Annotated in this window: 13 protein-coding genes; all 13 read right to left on the bottom strand. The window is 69.2% G+C overall.

Features of this window, described 5'->3' with window-relative positions; translation table 11 throughout:
• Positions 1–15: 15 nt before the first annotated feature.
• From nuoN to BMZ82_RS31920, 13 genes are read right to left on the bottom strand one after another with little or no spacing between them, the layout of a single operon-like run.
• Positions 16–1,674: an NADH-quinone oxidoreductase subunit NuoN gene (gene nuoN, locus BMZ82_RS31980; protein WP_093780897.1), complete on the bottom strand. Its 1,659-nt coding sequence runs from the start codon at positions 1,672–1,674 to the stop codon at positions 16–18.
• Complete coding sequence (locus BMZ82_RS31975) at positions 1,671–3,242, bottom strand: NADH-quinone oxidoreductase subunit M (protein ID WP_093780896.1); 1,572 nt, start codon at positions 3,240–3,242, stop codon at positions 1,671–1,673. The genes nuoN and BMZ82_RS31975 overlap by 4 nt, the downstream gene beginning before the upstream one ends.
• 5 nt (positions 3,243–3,247) lie before the next feature.
• Positions 3,248–5,161 (bottom strand): NADH-quinone oxidoreductase subunit L, encoded by a 1,914-nt coding sequence (gene nuoL, locus BMZ82_RS31970; protein ID WP_093780895.1) that lies wholly within the window; start codon positions 5,159–5,161, stop codon positions 3,248–3,250.
• Between the two features lie 15 nt (positions 5,162–5,176).
• The gene (nuoK, locus tag BMZ82_RS31965; protein ID WP_020130147.1) at positions 5,177–5,476 is read right to left on the bottom strand and encodes an NADH-quinone oxidoreductase subunit NuoK; all 300 of its coding nucleotides are present in this window, start codon (positions 5,474–5,476) and stop codon (positions 5,177–5,179) included.
• Positions 5,473–6,327, bottom strand: a complete 855-nt coding sequence (locus BMZ82_RS31960; protein WP_093780894.1) for an NADH-quinone oxidoreductase subunit J — start codon at positions 6,325–6,327, stop codon at positions 5,473–5,475. Before BMZ82_RS31960 ends, nuoK begins: the two co-directional genes overlap by 4 nt.
• Entirely contained in the window at positions 6,324–6,962 is a 639-nt protein-coding gene (gene nuoI, locus BMZ82_RS31955; RefSeq protein WP_093780893.1) for an NADH-quinone oxidoreductase subunit NuoI, read from the bottom strand. The genes BMZ82_RS31960 and nuoI overlap by 4 nt, the downstream gene beginning before the upstream one ends.
• Positions 6,955–8,319, bottom strand: coding sequence for an NADH-quinone oxidoreductase subunit NuoH (nuoH, locus tag BMZ82_RS31950; RefSeq protein WP_093780892.1), 1,365 nt, complete (start codon positions 8,317–8,319; stop codon positions 6,955–6,957). The genes nuoI and nuoH overlap by 8 nt, the downstream gene beginning before the upstream one ends.
• Entirely contained in the window at positions 8,316–10,817 is a 2,502-nt protein-coding gene (locus BMZ82_RS31945; protein WP_093780891.1) for an NADH-quinone oxidoreductase subunit G, read from the bottom strand. Before BMZ82_RS31945 ends, nuoH begins: the two co-directional genes overlap by 4 nt.
• Positions 10,814–12,163: an NADH-quinone oxidoreductase subunit NuoF gene (gene nuoF, locus BMZ82_RS31940; RefSeq protein WP_093780890.1), complete on the bottom strand. Its 1,350-nt coding sequence runs from the start codon at positions 12,161–12,163 to the stop codon at positions 10,814–10,816. The genes BMZ82_RS31945 and nuoF overlap by 4 nt, the downstream gene beginning before the upstream one ends.
• Positions 12,163–13,035, bottom strand: coding sequence for an NADH-quinone oxidoreductase subunit NuoE (nuoE, locus tag BMZ82_RS31935; RefSeq protein ID WP_093780889.1), 873 nt, complete (start codon positions 13,033–13,035; stop codon positions 12,163–12,165). The genes nuoF and nuoE overlap by 1 nt, the downstream gene beginning before the upstream one ends.
• The gene (locus BMZ82_RS31930; RefSeq protein WP_093780888.1) at positions 13,032–14,369 is read right to left on the bottom strand and encodes an NADH-quinone oxidoreductase subunit D; all 1,338 of its coding nucleotides are present in this window, start codon (positions 14,367–14,369) and stop codon (positions 13,032–13,034) included. The genes nuoE and BMZ82_RS31930 overlap by 4 nt, the downstream gene beginning before the upstream one ends.
• Complete coding sequence (locus BMZ82_RS31925) at positions 14,366–15,100, bottom strand: NADH-quinone oxidoreductase subunit C (protein WP_093780887.1); 735 nt, start codon at positions 15,098–15,100, stop codon at positions 14,366–14,368. The genes BMZ82_RS31930 and BMZ82_RS31925 overlap by 4 nt, the downstream gene beginning before the upstream one ends.
• Positions 15,097–15,651, bottom strand: coding sequence for a NuoB/complex I 20 kDa subunit family protein (locus tag BMZ82_RS31920; RefSeq protein ID WP_093780886.1), 555 nt, complete (start codon positions 15,649–15,651; stop codon positions 15,097–15,099). Before BMZ82_RS31920 ends, BMZ82_RS31925 begins: the two co-directional genes overlap by 4 nt.
• Between the last annotated feature and the right edge of the window lies 1 nt (position 15,652).

Here is a 15,652-nt window from a genome sequence, read left to right as displayed (position 1 = left end):
CCGTATCAGTGCAGCTCAGCGCACGAACACGCCCGCCTGGTTCGCCAGGTCCAGGAAGTACTGCGGTGCCACACCGAGCACCAGCGTGACCGCCACGCCGACCCCGATCGCCATCATCGTCAGCGGCGACGGAACGGCGACGGTCGGGCCCTCGGGCCGCGGCTCGCTGAAGAACATGAGCACGATGACCCGGATGTAGAAGAACGCGGCGATCGCCGACGAGATCACACCGACCACGACCAGTGGTGCCGCGCCGCCCTCCGCGGCCGCCTTGAACACGGCGAACTTTCCGGCGAACCCGGAGGTCAGCGGGATGCCGGCGAAGGCCAGCAGGAACACCGCGAACACGGCCGCCACCAGCGGCGACCGCCGGCCGAGCCCCGCCCACTTGGACAGGTGCGTGGCCTCGCCGCCGGCGTCGCGCACGAGGGTGACCACGGCGAACGCGCCGATCGTCACGAACGAGTACGCGGCCAGGTAGAAGAGGACGGACGACACGCCGTCCGGGGTGGTCGCGATGACACCCGCGAGGATGAATCCGGCGTGCGCGATGGACGAGTACGCCAGCAGCCGCTTGATGTCGGTCTGGGTGATCGCGACGATCGCGCCGCCCAGCATGGTGACGATCGCGACGCCCCACATGACCGGCCGCCAGTCCCAGCGCAGGCCGGGCAGGACGACGTACAGCAGACGCAGCAGCGCGCCGAAGGCGGCCACCTTGGTCGCCGCGGCCATGAAGCCGGTGACCGGGGTCGGCGCACCCTGGTAGACGTCGGGCGTCCACATGTGGAACGGCACCGCGCCCACCTTGAACAGCAGCCCCATGACGATCATCGCCGCGCCGACGAGGAGCAGCGCGTCGTTGCCCATGGTGTCGGCGAGCGCCGGGTTGACGTTCTGGACGGTGCCGTCGACGACCTGCGCGATCGTGCCGTACGACACCGAGCCCGCGTACCCGTAGAGCAGCGCGATGCCGAAGAGGGTGAACGCGGAGGCGAACGCGCCGAGGAGGAAGTACTTGACCGCGGCCTCCTGCGACATGAGCCGCTTGCGGCGGGCCAGGGCGCACAGCAGGTACAGCGGCAGCGAGAAGACTTCCAGGGCGATGAAGAGGGTCAGCAGGTCGTTGGCCGACGGGAAGACCAGCATGCCGGCGACCGCGAACAGCAGCAGCGGGAAGACCTCGGTGGTCGCGAATCCGGCTTTGACGGCGGCCTGCTCGCTGTCGCTGCCCGGCACGGAGGCCGCTTGGGCGGCGAAGGAGTCGACGCGGTTGCCGTGCATCTCGGGGTCGAGGCGCCGCTCGGCGAAGGTGAACAGGCCGACCAGTGCGGCCAGCAGGATGGTGCCCTGGAGGAAGAGGGCCGGTCCGTCGACGGCGATCGCGCCCATGGCGGCGATGCGCGCCTTCGTGGTGCCGTACCCGCCCTCCGCCAGCGCCACCACCGCGGCGAAGGCGGCGACCAGCGCCACGACGGATACGAACAACTGTGCGTAGTAGCGGTGCTTGCGCGGCACGAACGCCTCGACGAGCACGCCGATGATCGCCGCGCCCAGGACGATCAAGGTGGGCGACAATTGCCCGTACTCGATCTTGGGTGTGTCGATCTTCGCGATCGGGTCGGCCGCGGTTGCCGCCGTTGTCCACAGGCTGTGGACGGCTGATGCGCTCACTTGGCCGCCTCCACCTCGGGCTTGGGGTCCTTCTTGTGTACGTCGGACAGGGTCTGCTTGACGGCCGGGTTCACGATGTCCGTGACCGGCTTCGGATAGACGCCGAGGAAGATCAACAGCACGATCAGCGGGGCGACGACCACGAGCTCACGCGCGCGGAGGTCGGGCATCGCGGAGACCTCGGGTTTCACCGGGCCCGTCATCGTCCGCTGGTAGAGGACGAGGGTGTAGAGCGCGGCGAGGACGATGCCCAGGGTGGCGACGATGCCGATCGCCGGGTAGCGCGCGAACGTGCCGACCAGGACCAGGAACTCGCTCACGAAGGGCGCGAGCCCGGGCAGCGACAGGGTCGCCAGGCCGCCGATCAGGAAGGTGCCGGCGAGCACCGGGGCGACCTTCTGCACCCCGCCGTAGTCGGCGATGAGCCGCGAGCCGCGGCGCGAGATCAGGAAGCCGGCGACCAGCATCAGGGCGGCCGTCGAGATGCCGTGGTTGACCATGTAGAGCGTCGCGCCGGACTGCCCCTGGCTGGTCATCGCGAAGATGCCCAGCACGATGAACCCGAAGTGCGAGATCGACGCGTACGCCACCAGCCGCTTGATGTCCCGCTGTCCCACCGCGAGCAGCGCCCCGTAGATGATGCTGATCACCGCGAGGACGAGGATGACGGGCGTCGCCCACTTGCTCGCCTCGGGGAACAACTGGAGGCAGAACCGGAGCATCGCGAAGGTGCCCACCTTGTCGACGACCGCCGTGATGAGCACGGCGACCGGCGCGGTCGCCTCGCCCATGGCGTTGGGCAGCCAGGTGTGCAGCGGCCACAGGGGGGCCTTCACCGCGAAGGCGAAGAAGAAACCGAGGAACAGCCAGCGTTCGGTGTTCGTCGCCATGTGGAGCGAGCCGCCGGCCCGGGCCTGCGCGATCTCCTGGAGGCTGAAGTTCCCGGCGACCACATAGAGGCCGATCACCGCGGCCAGCATGATCAGACCGCCGACCAGGTTGTACAGCAGGAACTTCACGGCCGCATACGACCGTTGCGTGGACGCCGTCTCCTCGCCGTGCTCGTGGGCGCGGTCGCCGAAGCCGCCGATGAGGAAGTACATCGGGATGAGCATGGCTTCGAAGAAGATGTAGAAGAGGAAGACGTCGGTGGCCTCGAAGGAGATGATCACCATCGCCTCCACCGCAAGGATGAGAGCGAAGAAGCCTTGGGTGGGCCGCCAGCGCTTGCTGCCCGTCTCCAGCGGGTCGGCGTCGTGCCAGCCCGCCAGGATGATGAACGGGATCAGCAGGGCGGTCAGCGCGATGAGCGCCACCGCGATGCCGTCCACGCCCAGCTCGTACCGGACCCCGAACTCCTTGATCCAGGAGTGGGATTCGGTGAGCTGGTAGCGGTCGCCGCCGGGGTCGAAGCGGACCAGGACGACGACCGCCAGGGCGAGCGTCGCGAGGGAGATCAGCAGCGCCAGCGCTTTGGCGGCGTTGCGCCGGGCGGCCGGGACGGCGGCCGTGGCGACCGCCCCGATCGCCGGGAGCGCGGCCGTCGCTGTCAGCAGAGGAAAGGACATCGGTATCAGACCGCCCTCATCAGCAGGGTCGCGGCGATGAGGATCGCCACCCCCCCGAACATCGAGACCGCGTACGACCGCGCGTAGCCGTTCTGCAACTTGCGGAGCCGTCCGGACAGGCCGCCCATGGAGGCCGCCGTGCCGTTGACGACGCCGTCGACCAGGGTGTGGTCGACGTAGACCAGGGAGCGGGTGAGGTGCTCGCCGCCGCGCACCAGGACGACGTGGTTGAAGTCGTCCTGGAGGAGGTCGCGCCGGGCCGCGCGGGTGAGCAGCGATCCGCGCGGGGCGACGACCGGGACGGGACGGCGGCCGTACTGGGCGTAGGCGATGGCCACGCCGACGACGAGCACCACCATGGTGGCGAGGGTGACCGTCAGGGCGCTGACCGGGGAGTCGCCGTGGGAGTGGCCGGTGACGGGCTCCAGCCAGTGCACGAAGCGGTCGCCGATGCTGAAGAACGCGCCGGCGAAGACCGATCCGAAGGCCAGCACGATCATCGGGATCGTCATGGACTTCGGGGACTCGTGCGGGTGCGGCTCGTGCCCGTCCTCGTCGGGCTGCCAGCGCTTCTCGCCGAAGAACGTCATCAGCATCACGCGCGTCATGTAGAACGCGGTGATGGCCGCGCCGAGCAGGGCGCAGCCGCCGAGGATCCAGCCCTCGGTGCCGCCCTTGGCGAACGCCGCCTCGATGATCTTGTCCTTGGAGAAGAAGCCCGACAGGCCCGGGAAGCCGATGATGGCGAGGTAGCCGAGGCCGAAGGTGACGAAGGTGATCGGCATGTACGTCCTGAGGCCGCCGTACTTCCGCATGTCGACCTCGTCGTTCATGCCGTGCATGACCGAGCCGGCGCCGAGGAACAGGCCGGCCTTGAAGAAACCGTGCGTCACCAGGTGCATGATCGCGAAGACGTAGCCGATGGGGCCGAGGCCCGCGGCCAGCACCATGTAGCCGATCTGCGACATCGTCGAGCCGGCCAGCGCCTTCTTGATGTCGTCCTTCGCGCAACCGACGATCGCACCGAACAGGAGCGTGACGGCGCCGACGACGGTGACGACCAGTTGCGCGTCGGGCGCCGCGTTGAAGATCGCGGCGGACCGGACGATCAGGTACACGCCCGCGGTGACCATCGTCGCCGCGTGGATGAGGGCCGAGACCGGGGTCGGGCCCTCCATGGCGTCCCCGAGCCAGGACTGCAGCGGCACCTGGGCGGACTTGCCGCAGGCGGCGAGCAGAAGCATCAGGGCGATGGCGGTGAGCTTGCCCTCGCTCGCGTCCCCGGCGATGCCGGGCTGCCCCTCCGACCCGAGCAGCGGGCCGAAGGCGAAGGTGCCGAAGGTGGTGAACATCAGCATGATGGCGATCGACAGGCCCATGTCGCCGACGCGGTTGACCAGGAAGGCCTTCTTCGCGGCCGTCGCGGCGCTGGGCTTGTGCTGCCAGAAGCCGATGAGCAGGTAGGACGCGAGACCGACGCCCTCCCAGCCGACGTACAGCAGCAGGTAGTTGTCGGCGAGGACGAGCAGCAGCATCGCCGCGAGGAACAGGTTCAGGTAGCCGAAGAAGCGGCGGCGGCGCTCGTCGTGCTCCATGTACCCGATCGAGTACAGGTGGATCAGCGAGCCGACGCCCGTGATCAGCAGCACGAACGTCATCGACAACTGGTCGAGGCGGAAGGCGACGTCCGCCTGGAAGCCCCCCACCTGGATCCAGGTGAACAGGTGCTGCGTCAGTGTGCGGTGTTCGGCGTCCTTGCTCAGCAGGTCGCCGAAGAGGACCACGCCGAACACGAACGAGGTGGTCGACAGGAGCGTGCCGATCCAGTGGCCCACGGCGTCGAGCCGACGGCCGCCGACCAGGAGCACGGCCGCTCCGAGCAGGGGCGCCGCGATCAGCAGCGCAATCAGGTTCTCCACGATTCTTCCGACCCCTTACAGCTTCATCAGGCTGGCGTCGTCGACCGAGGCCGAGTGGCGGGAGCGGAACAGCGACACGATGATCGCGAGTCCCACCACGACCTCCGCGGCGGCGACGACCATCGTGAAGAAGGCGATGATCTGGCCGTCGAGATTGCCGTGCATCCGGGAGAAGGTGACGAACGCGAGGTTGCAGGCGTTGAGCATGAGTTCGATGCACATGAACACGACGATCGCGTTGCGCCTGATCAGCACGCCCGTCGCGCCGATCGTGAACAACAGGGCCGCGAGGTAGAGGTAGTTGACGGGGTTCACTTCGACGCCTCCTCGGTCCGCTGGGCGTTCCACTTCAGGTGCGGCGGCTCGACCGCGGACCGCTCCAGGCGCTCCTCGGCGCGCTGTTCCAGGGCCTTGAGGTCGCTCAGCGCCTCGGTGGACACGTCCCGGATCTGACCGCGCTCGCGCAGCGTCCTGCTGACCGTGAGCTCCGACGGGGTGCCGTCGGGCAGCAGGCCCTGGACGTCGACGGCGTTGTGCCGCGCGTACACGCCGGGGGCGGGCAGCGGCGGTACGTGCGTGCCCTCGCGGACGCGCTGCTCGGACAGCTCGCGCTGGGTCTTGGCGCGCTCGGTGCGCTCGCGGTGGGTGAGCACCATGGCGCCGACGGCGGCCGTGATGAGCAGGGCGCCGGTGATCTCGAAGGCGAAGACGTATTTGGTGAAGATGAGGGCCGCGAGGCCCTCCACGTTGCCGTTCGCGTTCGCCTCGGCGAGGCCGTCGAACTCCGTCAGGGAGGCGTTGCCGATGCCGGCGATCAGCAGGACGCCGAAGCCGAGACCGCTGACGAGGGCCAGCCAGCGCTGCCCCTTGATGGTCTCCTTCAGGGAGTCCGCCGTGGTGACGCCCACGAGCATCACCACGAACAGGAACAGCATCATGATCGCGCCGGTGTAGACGACGATCTGCACGATGCCCAGGAAGTACGCGCCGTTGGCGAGGTAGAACACCGCCAGGATGATCATGGTCCCGGCGAGGCAGAGCGCGCTGTGCACGGCCCGCCTCATGAAGACGGTGCACAGGGCGCCGATCACCGCGACGGTGCCGAGCACCCAGAACTGGAAGGCCTCGCCGGTGGAGGTTGAGTAGGCGGCGAGCTGCGCGCTCATGCCTCCACCCCCTCGTCGCGGGCCGTGCCCGAAGGGCTCGCCGACGGCCGCGGTTCGCCCTTGGAGACGGCCGCCTGCTGCTCCGTGCCCGGCGCGGCCTCCGTCACCAGACCCCGGTAGTAGTCCTGTTCGTCCGTCCCCGGGTAGAGGGCGTGGGGGGAGTCCACCATGCCGTCCTCGAGGCCGGCGAGCAGTTGCTCCTTGGTGTAGATCAGGTTGGCGCGGCTGGAGTCGGCGAGCTCGAACTCGTTGGTCATCGTCAACGCGCGCGTGGGGCACGCCTCGATGCACAGGCCGCACAGGATGCAGCGGGCGTAGTTGATCTGGTAGACGCGCCCGTACCGCTCGCCTGGCGAGTAGCGCTCCTCCTCGGTGTTGTCCGCGCCCTCCACGTAGATGGCGTCGGCGGGGCAGGCCCAGGCGCACAGCTCGCAGCCGACGCACTTCTCCAGGCCGTCCGGATGGCGGTTGAGCTGGTGCCGTCCGTGGAACCGGGGAGCCGTGGTCTTCTCCTGCTCCGGGTACTGCTCGGTCAGCCGCTTCTTGAACATGGCCTTGAAGGTCACGCCGAAGCCGGCGACGGGGTTCTGGAAGCCGGGCTTCGACTGCCCGGTCTCCTTCGGCTCCTCAGCCATCGGACGCCTCCTTTCCATCCTGCGATCCGTCACTCACAGTGTCCACCCCACCACTGACAATGAGCTCCCGCTCCCGGCGCGGACTGCGCCGAGGCACCGGCGGCAGCTCCTGTCCGGGCAGCGGCGGCACGGGGAATCCGCCCGCCATCGGGTCGAACCCGGCGGCGGGTTCGGCGGGCTCCTGCGCCTCCTTCCCTCCGTGGCGGAACATGTCCACGACGAAGGAGAGCAACAGCACGGCCAGGACCCCGCCGGCGACGTACAGGAAGATGTCGGCGAAGTCGTAGTGCTCGTTGCGCAGCGTCCGTACGGTCGCGACGAGCATCAGCCACGTCACCGAGACCGGGATCAGGACCTTCCAGCCGAGCTTCATCAACTGGTCGTAGCGGACGCGGGGCAGCGTGCCGCGCAGCCAGATGAAGAAGAACAGCAGCAGTTGCACCTTGACGACGAACCAGAGCATCGGCCACCAGCCGTGGTTCGCGCCCTCCCAGAAGCTGCTGATCGGCCAGGGGGCCCGCCAGCCGCCGAGGAAGAGCGTGGTCGACACGGCGGAGACCGTCACCATGTTCACGTACTCGGCGAGCATGAACAGCGCGAACTTGATCGACGAGTACTCGGTGTTGAAGCCGCCGACCAGGTCGCCCTCGGACTCCGGCATGTCGAAGGGGGCGCGGTTGGTCTCGCCGACCATGGTGACGATGTAGAGGATGAACGACACCGGCAGCAGCAGGATGTACCAGCGGCCTTGCTGCTGCTCGACGATCGTCGACGTCGACATCGACCCCGAGTAGAGGAACACCGACGCGAACGCGGCGCCCATCGCGATCTCGTACGAGATCATCTGCGCGCAGGACCGCAGGCCGCCCAGCAGCGGGTACGTGGAGCCGGAGCTCCAGCCCGCCAGGACGATGCCGTAGATGCCCACGGAGGCGACCGCGAGGATGTAGAGCATCGCGATCGGCAGGTCGGTCAACTGCATCGTGGTGCGCTGGCCGAAGATCGAGACTTCGTTGTCGGCCGGGCCGAAGGGGATCACCGCGATCGCCATGAAGGCCGGGATGGCCGCGATGATCGGCGCGAGGACGTACACCACCTTGTCCGCGCGTTTGACGATGATGTCCTCCTTCAGCATGAGCTTCACGCCGTCGGCGAGCGACTGGAGCATGCCCCAGGGGCCGTGCCGGTTGGGGCCGATGCGCAACTGCATCCAGGCGACGACCTTGCGCTCCCAGACGATGGAGAACAGCACGGTCACCATCAGGAAGGCGAAGCAGAAGACGGCCTTGACGACGACCAGCCACCAGGGGTCGCGGCCGAACATCGAGAGGTCTTCAGCGGCCAGGTACGGGCTCATGCCTCCACCTCCTTGGGGGCGTCGGCGGTGTGCGTCGCCGGGCCGATACGGACGAGGGAGCCGGGCGTGGCCCCGGCGTCGGAGGCGACGCCCCGGCCGGTGGAGTTCAGCGGGAGCCACACCACGCGGTCGGGCATCTCGGTGATCTGCAGCGGCAGTTCGACCACCCCGGCAGGTCCGGTCACGGCGAGCACGTCGCCGTCCTTGACGCCCGCCTCGGCGGCCGTGGCGGGCGACACACGCGCGCGTGCGGCGTGCCGGGTCCCGGCGAGCGCCTCGTCACCCTGCTGGAGGACACCCTGGTCGAGCAGCAGACGGTGCCCGGCGAGGACGGCCTCCCCGGCGGCGGGGCGCGGCAACTGCGCCGCGCTCTCCAGGGGGTCGGTGGCCCGGGAGCCGTCCCAGGCGCCGAGCCGGTCGAGCTCCGCGCGCGCGGTGCGCAGGTCCGGCAGGCCGAGGTGGACGTCCATGGCGTCGGCCAGCATCTGCAGCACGCGCGCGTCCGAGGGCGCCGGGCGGCGGGTCATCTGGTCGGGCTTCAGCGCCGCCTCGAAGGAACGGACCCGGCCCTCCCAGTTGAGGAAGGCGCCCGCCTTCTCGACGACCGCGGCCACCGGGAGGACGACGTCGGCGCGCTCGGCGACCTCGCCGGGCCGCAGCTCCAGCGACACCACGAAACCGGCCTCGGAGAGCGCCTCACGCGCGCGTGCCGGGTCGGGCAGGTCCGCGACCTCGACGCCCGCGACGAGCAGCGCCTGAAGTTCGCCGGACGCGGCGGCCTCGACCATCTGACCGGTGTCCCGGCCGTGGCGGTGCGGGAGTTCGGCCAGGCCCCAGACCGCGGCGACCTCCGCACGCGCGCGTGGATCGGTGGCCGGCCGGCCACCTGGCAGCAGCGACGGCAGCGCACCCGCCTCGATCGCGCCCCGCTCCCCCGCCCGGCGCGGAATCCACGCCAGCCGGGCGCCGGTCGCCGAGGCGGCCCGCACGGCGGCGGTCAGACCACCGGCCACACCGGCCAGCCGCTCCCCGACGACGATCACCGCGCCCTCGGCCCGCAGCGCCTCCGCGGCCCGCGCGCCCGCGCCCTCCAGGCCGACGTCGCCAGCCAGCGCGTCCAGCCACTCCGTCTCGGTGCCCGGAGCGGCCGGCAGCAGCGTGCCGCCCGCCTTCCCCAGCCCCCGGGTGGCGTGCGTGGCCAGCGAGAACACCCGCTGCCCGTGCCCCCGCCAGGCCTTGCGCAGCCGCAGGAAGACGCCGGGCGCCTCCTCCTCCGACTCGAACCCGACCAGCAGAACGGCGGGCGCCTTCTCCAGGAAGGTGTACGTGACGCCCGTACCGTCGAGGTCGCGGCCGCGGCCGGCGACGCGGGCGGCCAGGAAGTCGGCCTCCTCGCCGCTGTGCACGCGCGCGCGGAAGTCGATGTCGTTGGTGTCGAGCGCCACGCGCGCGAACTTGCTGTACGCGTAGGCGTCCTCGATGGTGAGCCGACCGCCGGTCAGGACACCGGTCCGGCCGCGCGACGCCAGCAGCCCCTGAGCCGCGATCTGCAACGCCTCCGGCCAGGAGGCCGGTACGAGGTCGCCCTCGGCGTTGCGCACCAGAGGCGTGTCGAACCGGTCCCGCTGCTGCGCGTACCGGAACGCGAACCGCCCCTTGTCGCAGATCCACTCCTCGTTGACCTCGGGGTCGTCGGCGGCCAGGCGCCGCATGACCTTGCCGCGCCGGTGGTCGGTGCGGGTGGCGCAGCCGCCTGCGCAGTGCTCGCACACGGAGCGCGAGGAGACGAGGTCGAAGGGCCGGGAGCGGAATCGGTACGCCGCCGAGGTCAGCGCGCCGACGGGGCAGATCTGGATGGTGTTGCCGGAGAAGTACGACTCGAAGGGGTCGCCGTCACCGGTGCCGACCTGCTGCAGCGCGCCCCGCTCGACCAGTTCGATCATCGGGTCGCCCGCGATCTGGTTCGAGAACCGGGTGCAGCGCGCGCACAGCACACACCGTTCGCGGTCGAGCAGCACCTGCGTGGAGATCGGGACGGGCTTCTCGTACGTCCGCTTGCGGCCCTCGAAGCGGGATTCCGCCTGGCCGTGCGACATGGCCTGGTTCTGCAGCGGGCACTCGCCGCCCTTGTCGCAGACCGGGCAGTCCAGCGGGTGGTTGATGAGGAGCAGCTCCATCACGCCGTGCTGCGCCTTCTCGGCGACGGGCGAGGTGAGTTGGGTCTTCACCACCATCCCGTCCGTACACGTGATCGTGCAGGACGCCATGGGTTTGCGCTGGCCCTCGACCTCGACGATGCACTGGCGGCAGGCGCCGGCCGGGTCGAGGAGAGGGTGGTCGCAAAAGCGCGGGATCTCGATGCCGAGCTGTTCGGCGGCCCGGATGACCAGGGTGCCCTTGGGCACGCTGATCTCGGCGCCGTCGATCGTCAGCGTCACGAGATCTTCCGGCGGGACCGCCGCCCCGCCCCCGGAGGGAGCGCTGGTGGTCACCGTCATGCGTTCACCTCCGTGTGCTTGTCCGCCCAGACGGTCGACCGGGCCGGGTCGAAGGGGCAGCCGCGGCCCGTGATGTGCTCCTCGTACTCCGCGCGGAAGTACTTGAGCGAGGAGAAGATCGGCGAGGCGGCGCCGTCGCCGAGGGCGCAGAAGGACTTGCCGTTGATGTTGTCGGCGATGTCGTTGAGTTTGTCGAGATCGGTGAGCGCGCCCTTGCCGGCCTCGATGTCGCGCAGCAACTGCACGAGCCAGTACGTGCCTTCGCGGCACGGGGTGCACTTGCCGCAGGACTCGTGGGCGTAGAACTCGGTCCAGCGGGTGACGGCCCGCACGACGCAGGTCGTTTCGTCGAAGCACTGGAGAGCTTTGGTACCCAGCATGGAACCCGCGGCGCCCACTCCTTCGTAGTCAAGAGGGACGTCGAGGTGCTCGTCGGTGAACATCGGCGTCGAGGAGCCGCCCGGCGTCCAGAACTTGAGCCGGTGCCCGGGTCGCATGCCGCCGCTCATCTCGAGGAGTTGGCGCAGGGTGATGCCGAGCGGGGCCTCGTACTGGCCGGGGGCGGCGACATGGCCGCTGAGCGAGTAGAGCGTGAAGCCCGGGGACTTCTCGCTGCCCATCGACCTGAACCATTCTTTTCCGTTTTTCAGGATCGCGGGAACTGAAGCGATCGACTCGACGTTATTCACCACAGTCGGGCACGCATAGAGGCCCGCGACCGCAGGAAAGGGGGGACGAAGCCGCGGTTGACCACGGCGGCCTTCGAGCGAGTCGAGCAGCGCGGTCTCCTCACCGCAGATGTACGCGCCGGCGCCGGCGTGCACGGTGAGTTCGAGGTCGAGTCCGCTGCCCAGGATGTTCTCGCCGAGGTAGCCCGCCGCGTAGGCCTCGCGCACGGCCTCGTGCAACCGCCGCAGCACAGGGACGACTTCACCACGCAGATAGATGAAGGCATGAGACGACCTGATGGCATAGCAAGCGATCACCATGCCCTCGATGAGGCTATGCGGGTTCGCGAAGAGGAGCGGGATGTCCTTACAGGTCCCGGGCTCCGATTCGTCGGCGTTGACAACTAGATAGTGCGGCTTTCCATCCCCCTGGGGAATGAACTGCCATTTCATTCCCGTCGGGAATCCCGCGCCGCCCCGCCCTCGCAGACCGGAGTCCTTTACGTACGCGATGAGGTCGTCCGGCGACATGGCGAGCGCCTTGCGGAGGCCCTCGTATCCTTCGTGCCTTCGGTAGACGTCCAGGCTCCAGGACCTGTCCTCGTCCCAGAAGGCCGACAGCACGGGTGCGAGCAGCTTCTCGGGGCTGCTGCCTTTCAGTTCGGGTGCCAAGGTCATCACTCCCCCTCCTCGGCGGTAGGCCCTGCCGGGTGGGCCGGGTCGGAGGCCGACGTGTCCTGCGGCGCGTCGTGCGAACTCAGGTGCTCGGTGGGCGACGGCTCGTGCACCGCCCGGTCCTGCGGTTCGTCGTGCGGCCCGCCGTCCCGCGGGTGGACCACGCGCGCGGGTGCGGTCTCTCCCCTTGCCAGGCGAAGACCCGCCAGCGACGCCGGTCCGGCGCTGCCGCTCGCCTCGACGGCCCCGTCCCGCTCGTCGGGGAAGCCCGCCAGGATCCGGGCGGTCTCCTTGAAGGTGCACAGCGGCGCACCGCGCGTGGGCGAGACCGTGCGTCCGATCCGCAGGTCGTCCACCATGCGCTTGGCGCTCTGCACGGTCTGGTTGTCGAAGAACTCCCAGTTGACCATCACGACCGGCGCGAAGTCGCAGGCCGCGTTGCACTCGATGTGCTCCAGAGTGATCTTTCCGTCGTCGGTGGTCCCACCGTTGCCGACACCCAGGTACTTCTGGAGCTCCTCGAAGATCGCGTCGCCGCCCATCACCGCGCACAGCGTGTTGGTGCAGACGCCCACCTGGTAGTCCCCGCCGGGGCGGCGCCGGTACATGGTGTAGAAGGTGGCGACCGCGGTGACCTCGGCCGTGGTCAGGTCGAGCACGTCCGCGCAGAACCGCATCCCGGTGCGCGTGACGTGGCCCTCCTCCGCCTGCACGAGGTGCAGCAACGGCAGGAGCGCGGACCGGGAGTCGGGGTAGCGGGCGATGATCTCGCGCGCGTCCGCGTCCAGCCGGGCTCGGATGTCGTCCGGGTAGCCGGGCGCGGGCAGTTCGGGCATGCCCAGGCTCACGCCCTGCTCGGAAGAAGAGGTGGTCACCGGTCGACGCCTCCCATCACGGGGTCGATGGAGGCGACGGCGACGATGACGTCGGCGATCTGGCCGCCCTCGCACATCGCCGCCATGGCCTGAAGGTTGGTGAAGGACGGGTCGCGGAAGTGGACCCGGTAGGGGCGGGTGCCTCCGTCGGAGACGGCGTGCACCCCGAGCTCGCCCTTGGGCGACTCGACGGCCGTGTACGTCTGTCCCGGCGGTACCCGGAAGCCCTCGGTGACCAGCTTGAAGTGGTGGATCAGGGCCTCCATGGAGGTGCCCATGATCTTCTTGATGTGGTCGAGGGAGTTGCCGAGACCGTCGGGTCCCAGGGCGAGCTGTGCGGGCCAGGCGATCTTCCGGTCGGCGACCATGACCGGGCCGGGCTGGAGCCGGTCCAGGCACTGTTCGACGATCCTGAGCGACTGGCGCATCTCCTCCAGCCGGATCAGGAAGCGGCCGTAGGCGTCGCAGGATTCGGCGGTCGGGACGTCGAAGTCGTACGTCTCGTAGTCGCAGTACGGCTGCGTCTTGCGCAGGTCGTGCGGGAGGCCGGCGGCGCGCAGGATCGGGCCGGTGGCGCCGAGGGCCATGCAGCCGGCCAGGTCGAGATAGCCGACGTCCTGCATACGGGCCTTGAAGATGGGGTTCCCGGTGGCGAGCTTGTCGTACTCGGGGAGGTTCTTCTGCATCTTCTTCACGAACGCGCGGATCTGGTCCACCGCGCCGGGCGGCAGGTCCTGGGCGAGTCCGCCGGGGCGGATGTACGCGTGGTTCATCCGCAGGCCCGTGATGAGCTCGTAGATGTCGAGAATCAGTTCACGATCACGGAATCCGTAGATCATGATCGTGGTGGCGCCGAGTTCCATGCCGCCGGTGGCGATGCACACCAGGTGGGAGGAGATCCGGTTCAGCTCCATCAGGAGAACCCGGATGATCTTGGCTCGCTCGGTGATCTGGTCCTCGACGCCGAGGAGCTTCTCGACGGCGAGACAGTAGGCGGTCTCGTTGAAGAAGGACGTCAGGTAGTCCATGCGCGTCACGAACGTGGTGCCCTGTGTCCACGTGCGGTATTCGAGGCTCTTCTCGATGCCGGTGTGGAGGTAGCCGATGCCGCAGCGGGCCTCGGCGACCGTCTCGCCCTCGATCTCCAGGATGAGGCGGAGCACCCCGTGGGTGGAGGGGTGCTGGGGCCCCATGTTGACGACGATGCGCTCGTCGTCGGCGCGGGTCGCGGCCTGGACGATCTCGTCCCAGTCGCCACCGGTGACCGTGTACACGGTGCCTTCGGTGGTCTCGCGGGCCGAAGCGGCGGCGGCCGCTGCTGACTGTCTGCTCATGAGTACGACCTCCGCTGGTCCGGGGCCGGGATCTGGGCACCCTTGTACTCGACGGGGATGCCGCCGAGGGGGTAGTCCTTGCGCTGCGGATGGCCCTGCCAGTCGTCCGGCATCATGATCCGCGTCAGGGCCGGGTGGCCGTCGAAGACGATCCCGAAGAAGTCGTAGGTCTCGCGTTCGTGCCAGTCGTTGGTCGGATACACGGAGACCAGGGACGGGATGTGCGGGTCGGCGTCCGGGGCGCTGACCTCCAGGCGGATCAGCCGGTTGTGGGTGATCGAGCGCAGGTGGTAGACGGCGTGCAGCTCGCGCCCCTTGTCATTGGGGTAGTGCACGGCGCTGACTCCGGTGCACAGCTCGAAGCGCAGGGCCGGGTCGTCGCGCAGGGTGCGGGCGACGCGGGGCAGGTGCTCGCGGCCGATGTGGAAGGTGAGCTCGTCGCGGTCGACGACCGTCCTCTCGATCGCGTTCTCGGGGAGCAGGCCTTGCTCCTCCAGTGCGCCTTCGAGTTCGTCGGCGACCTCGTCGAACCAGCCGCCGTAGGGCCGGCTCGCCGCTCCCGGGAGGCGGACCGAGCGGACCAGGCCGCCGTAGCCGGAGGTGTCGCCGCCGTTGTTCGCGCCGAACATGCCGCGCTGGACGCGGACCTCCTCACCGCCCTGGCCTCGCTGACCTGGGAGGTTGGAGGAGGAGAGATCCTTCTCGGGGTTCACCCCGTTCGCGTCGCTCACCGCAGCAGCCCCTTCATCTCGATCGTGGGCAGGGCCTTGAGCGCCGCTTCCTCCGCCTCGCGGGCCGCTTCCTCGGCGTTCACGCCCAACTTGGAGTTCTGGATCTTGTGGTGGAGCTTGAGGATCGCGTCCACCAGCATCTCGGGGCGCGGCGGGCAGCCCGGGAGATAGATGTCCACGGGGACGATGTGGTCGACGCCCTGGACGACCCCGTAGTTGTTGAACATGCCGCCGGAGGACGCGCACACACCCATGGAGATGACCCACTTGGGGTCGGGCATCTGGTCGTAGACCTGCCGGAGCACCGGGGCCATCTTCTGGCTGACCCGGCCGGCGACGATCATCAGGTCCGCCTGGCGGGGCGAGCCCCGGAAGACCTCCATGCCGAAGCGTGCCAGGTCGTAGCGGCCGGCGCCGGTGGTCATCATCTCGATGGCACAGCAGGCGAGGCCGAATGTGGCGGGGAAGACGGACGACTTCCGTACCCAGCCGGCGGCCTGCTCGACGGTGGTCAGCAGGAAACCACTCGGCAGCTTTTCTTCGAGTCCCATG

Source organism: Streptomyces sp. yr375 (assembly GCF_900110755.1).
GTDB lineage: Bacteria > Actinomycetota > Actinomycetes > Streptomycetales > Streptomycetaceae > Streptomyces.
Note: the sequence above shows the minus strand (reverse complement) of the source record. Positions and strands in the feature narration are given on the sequence as shown.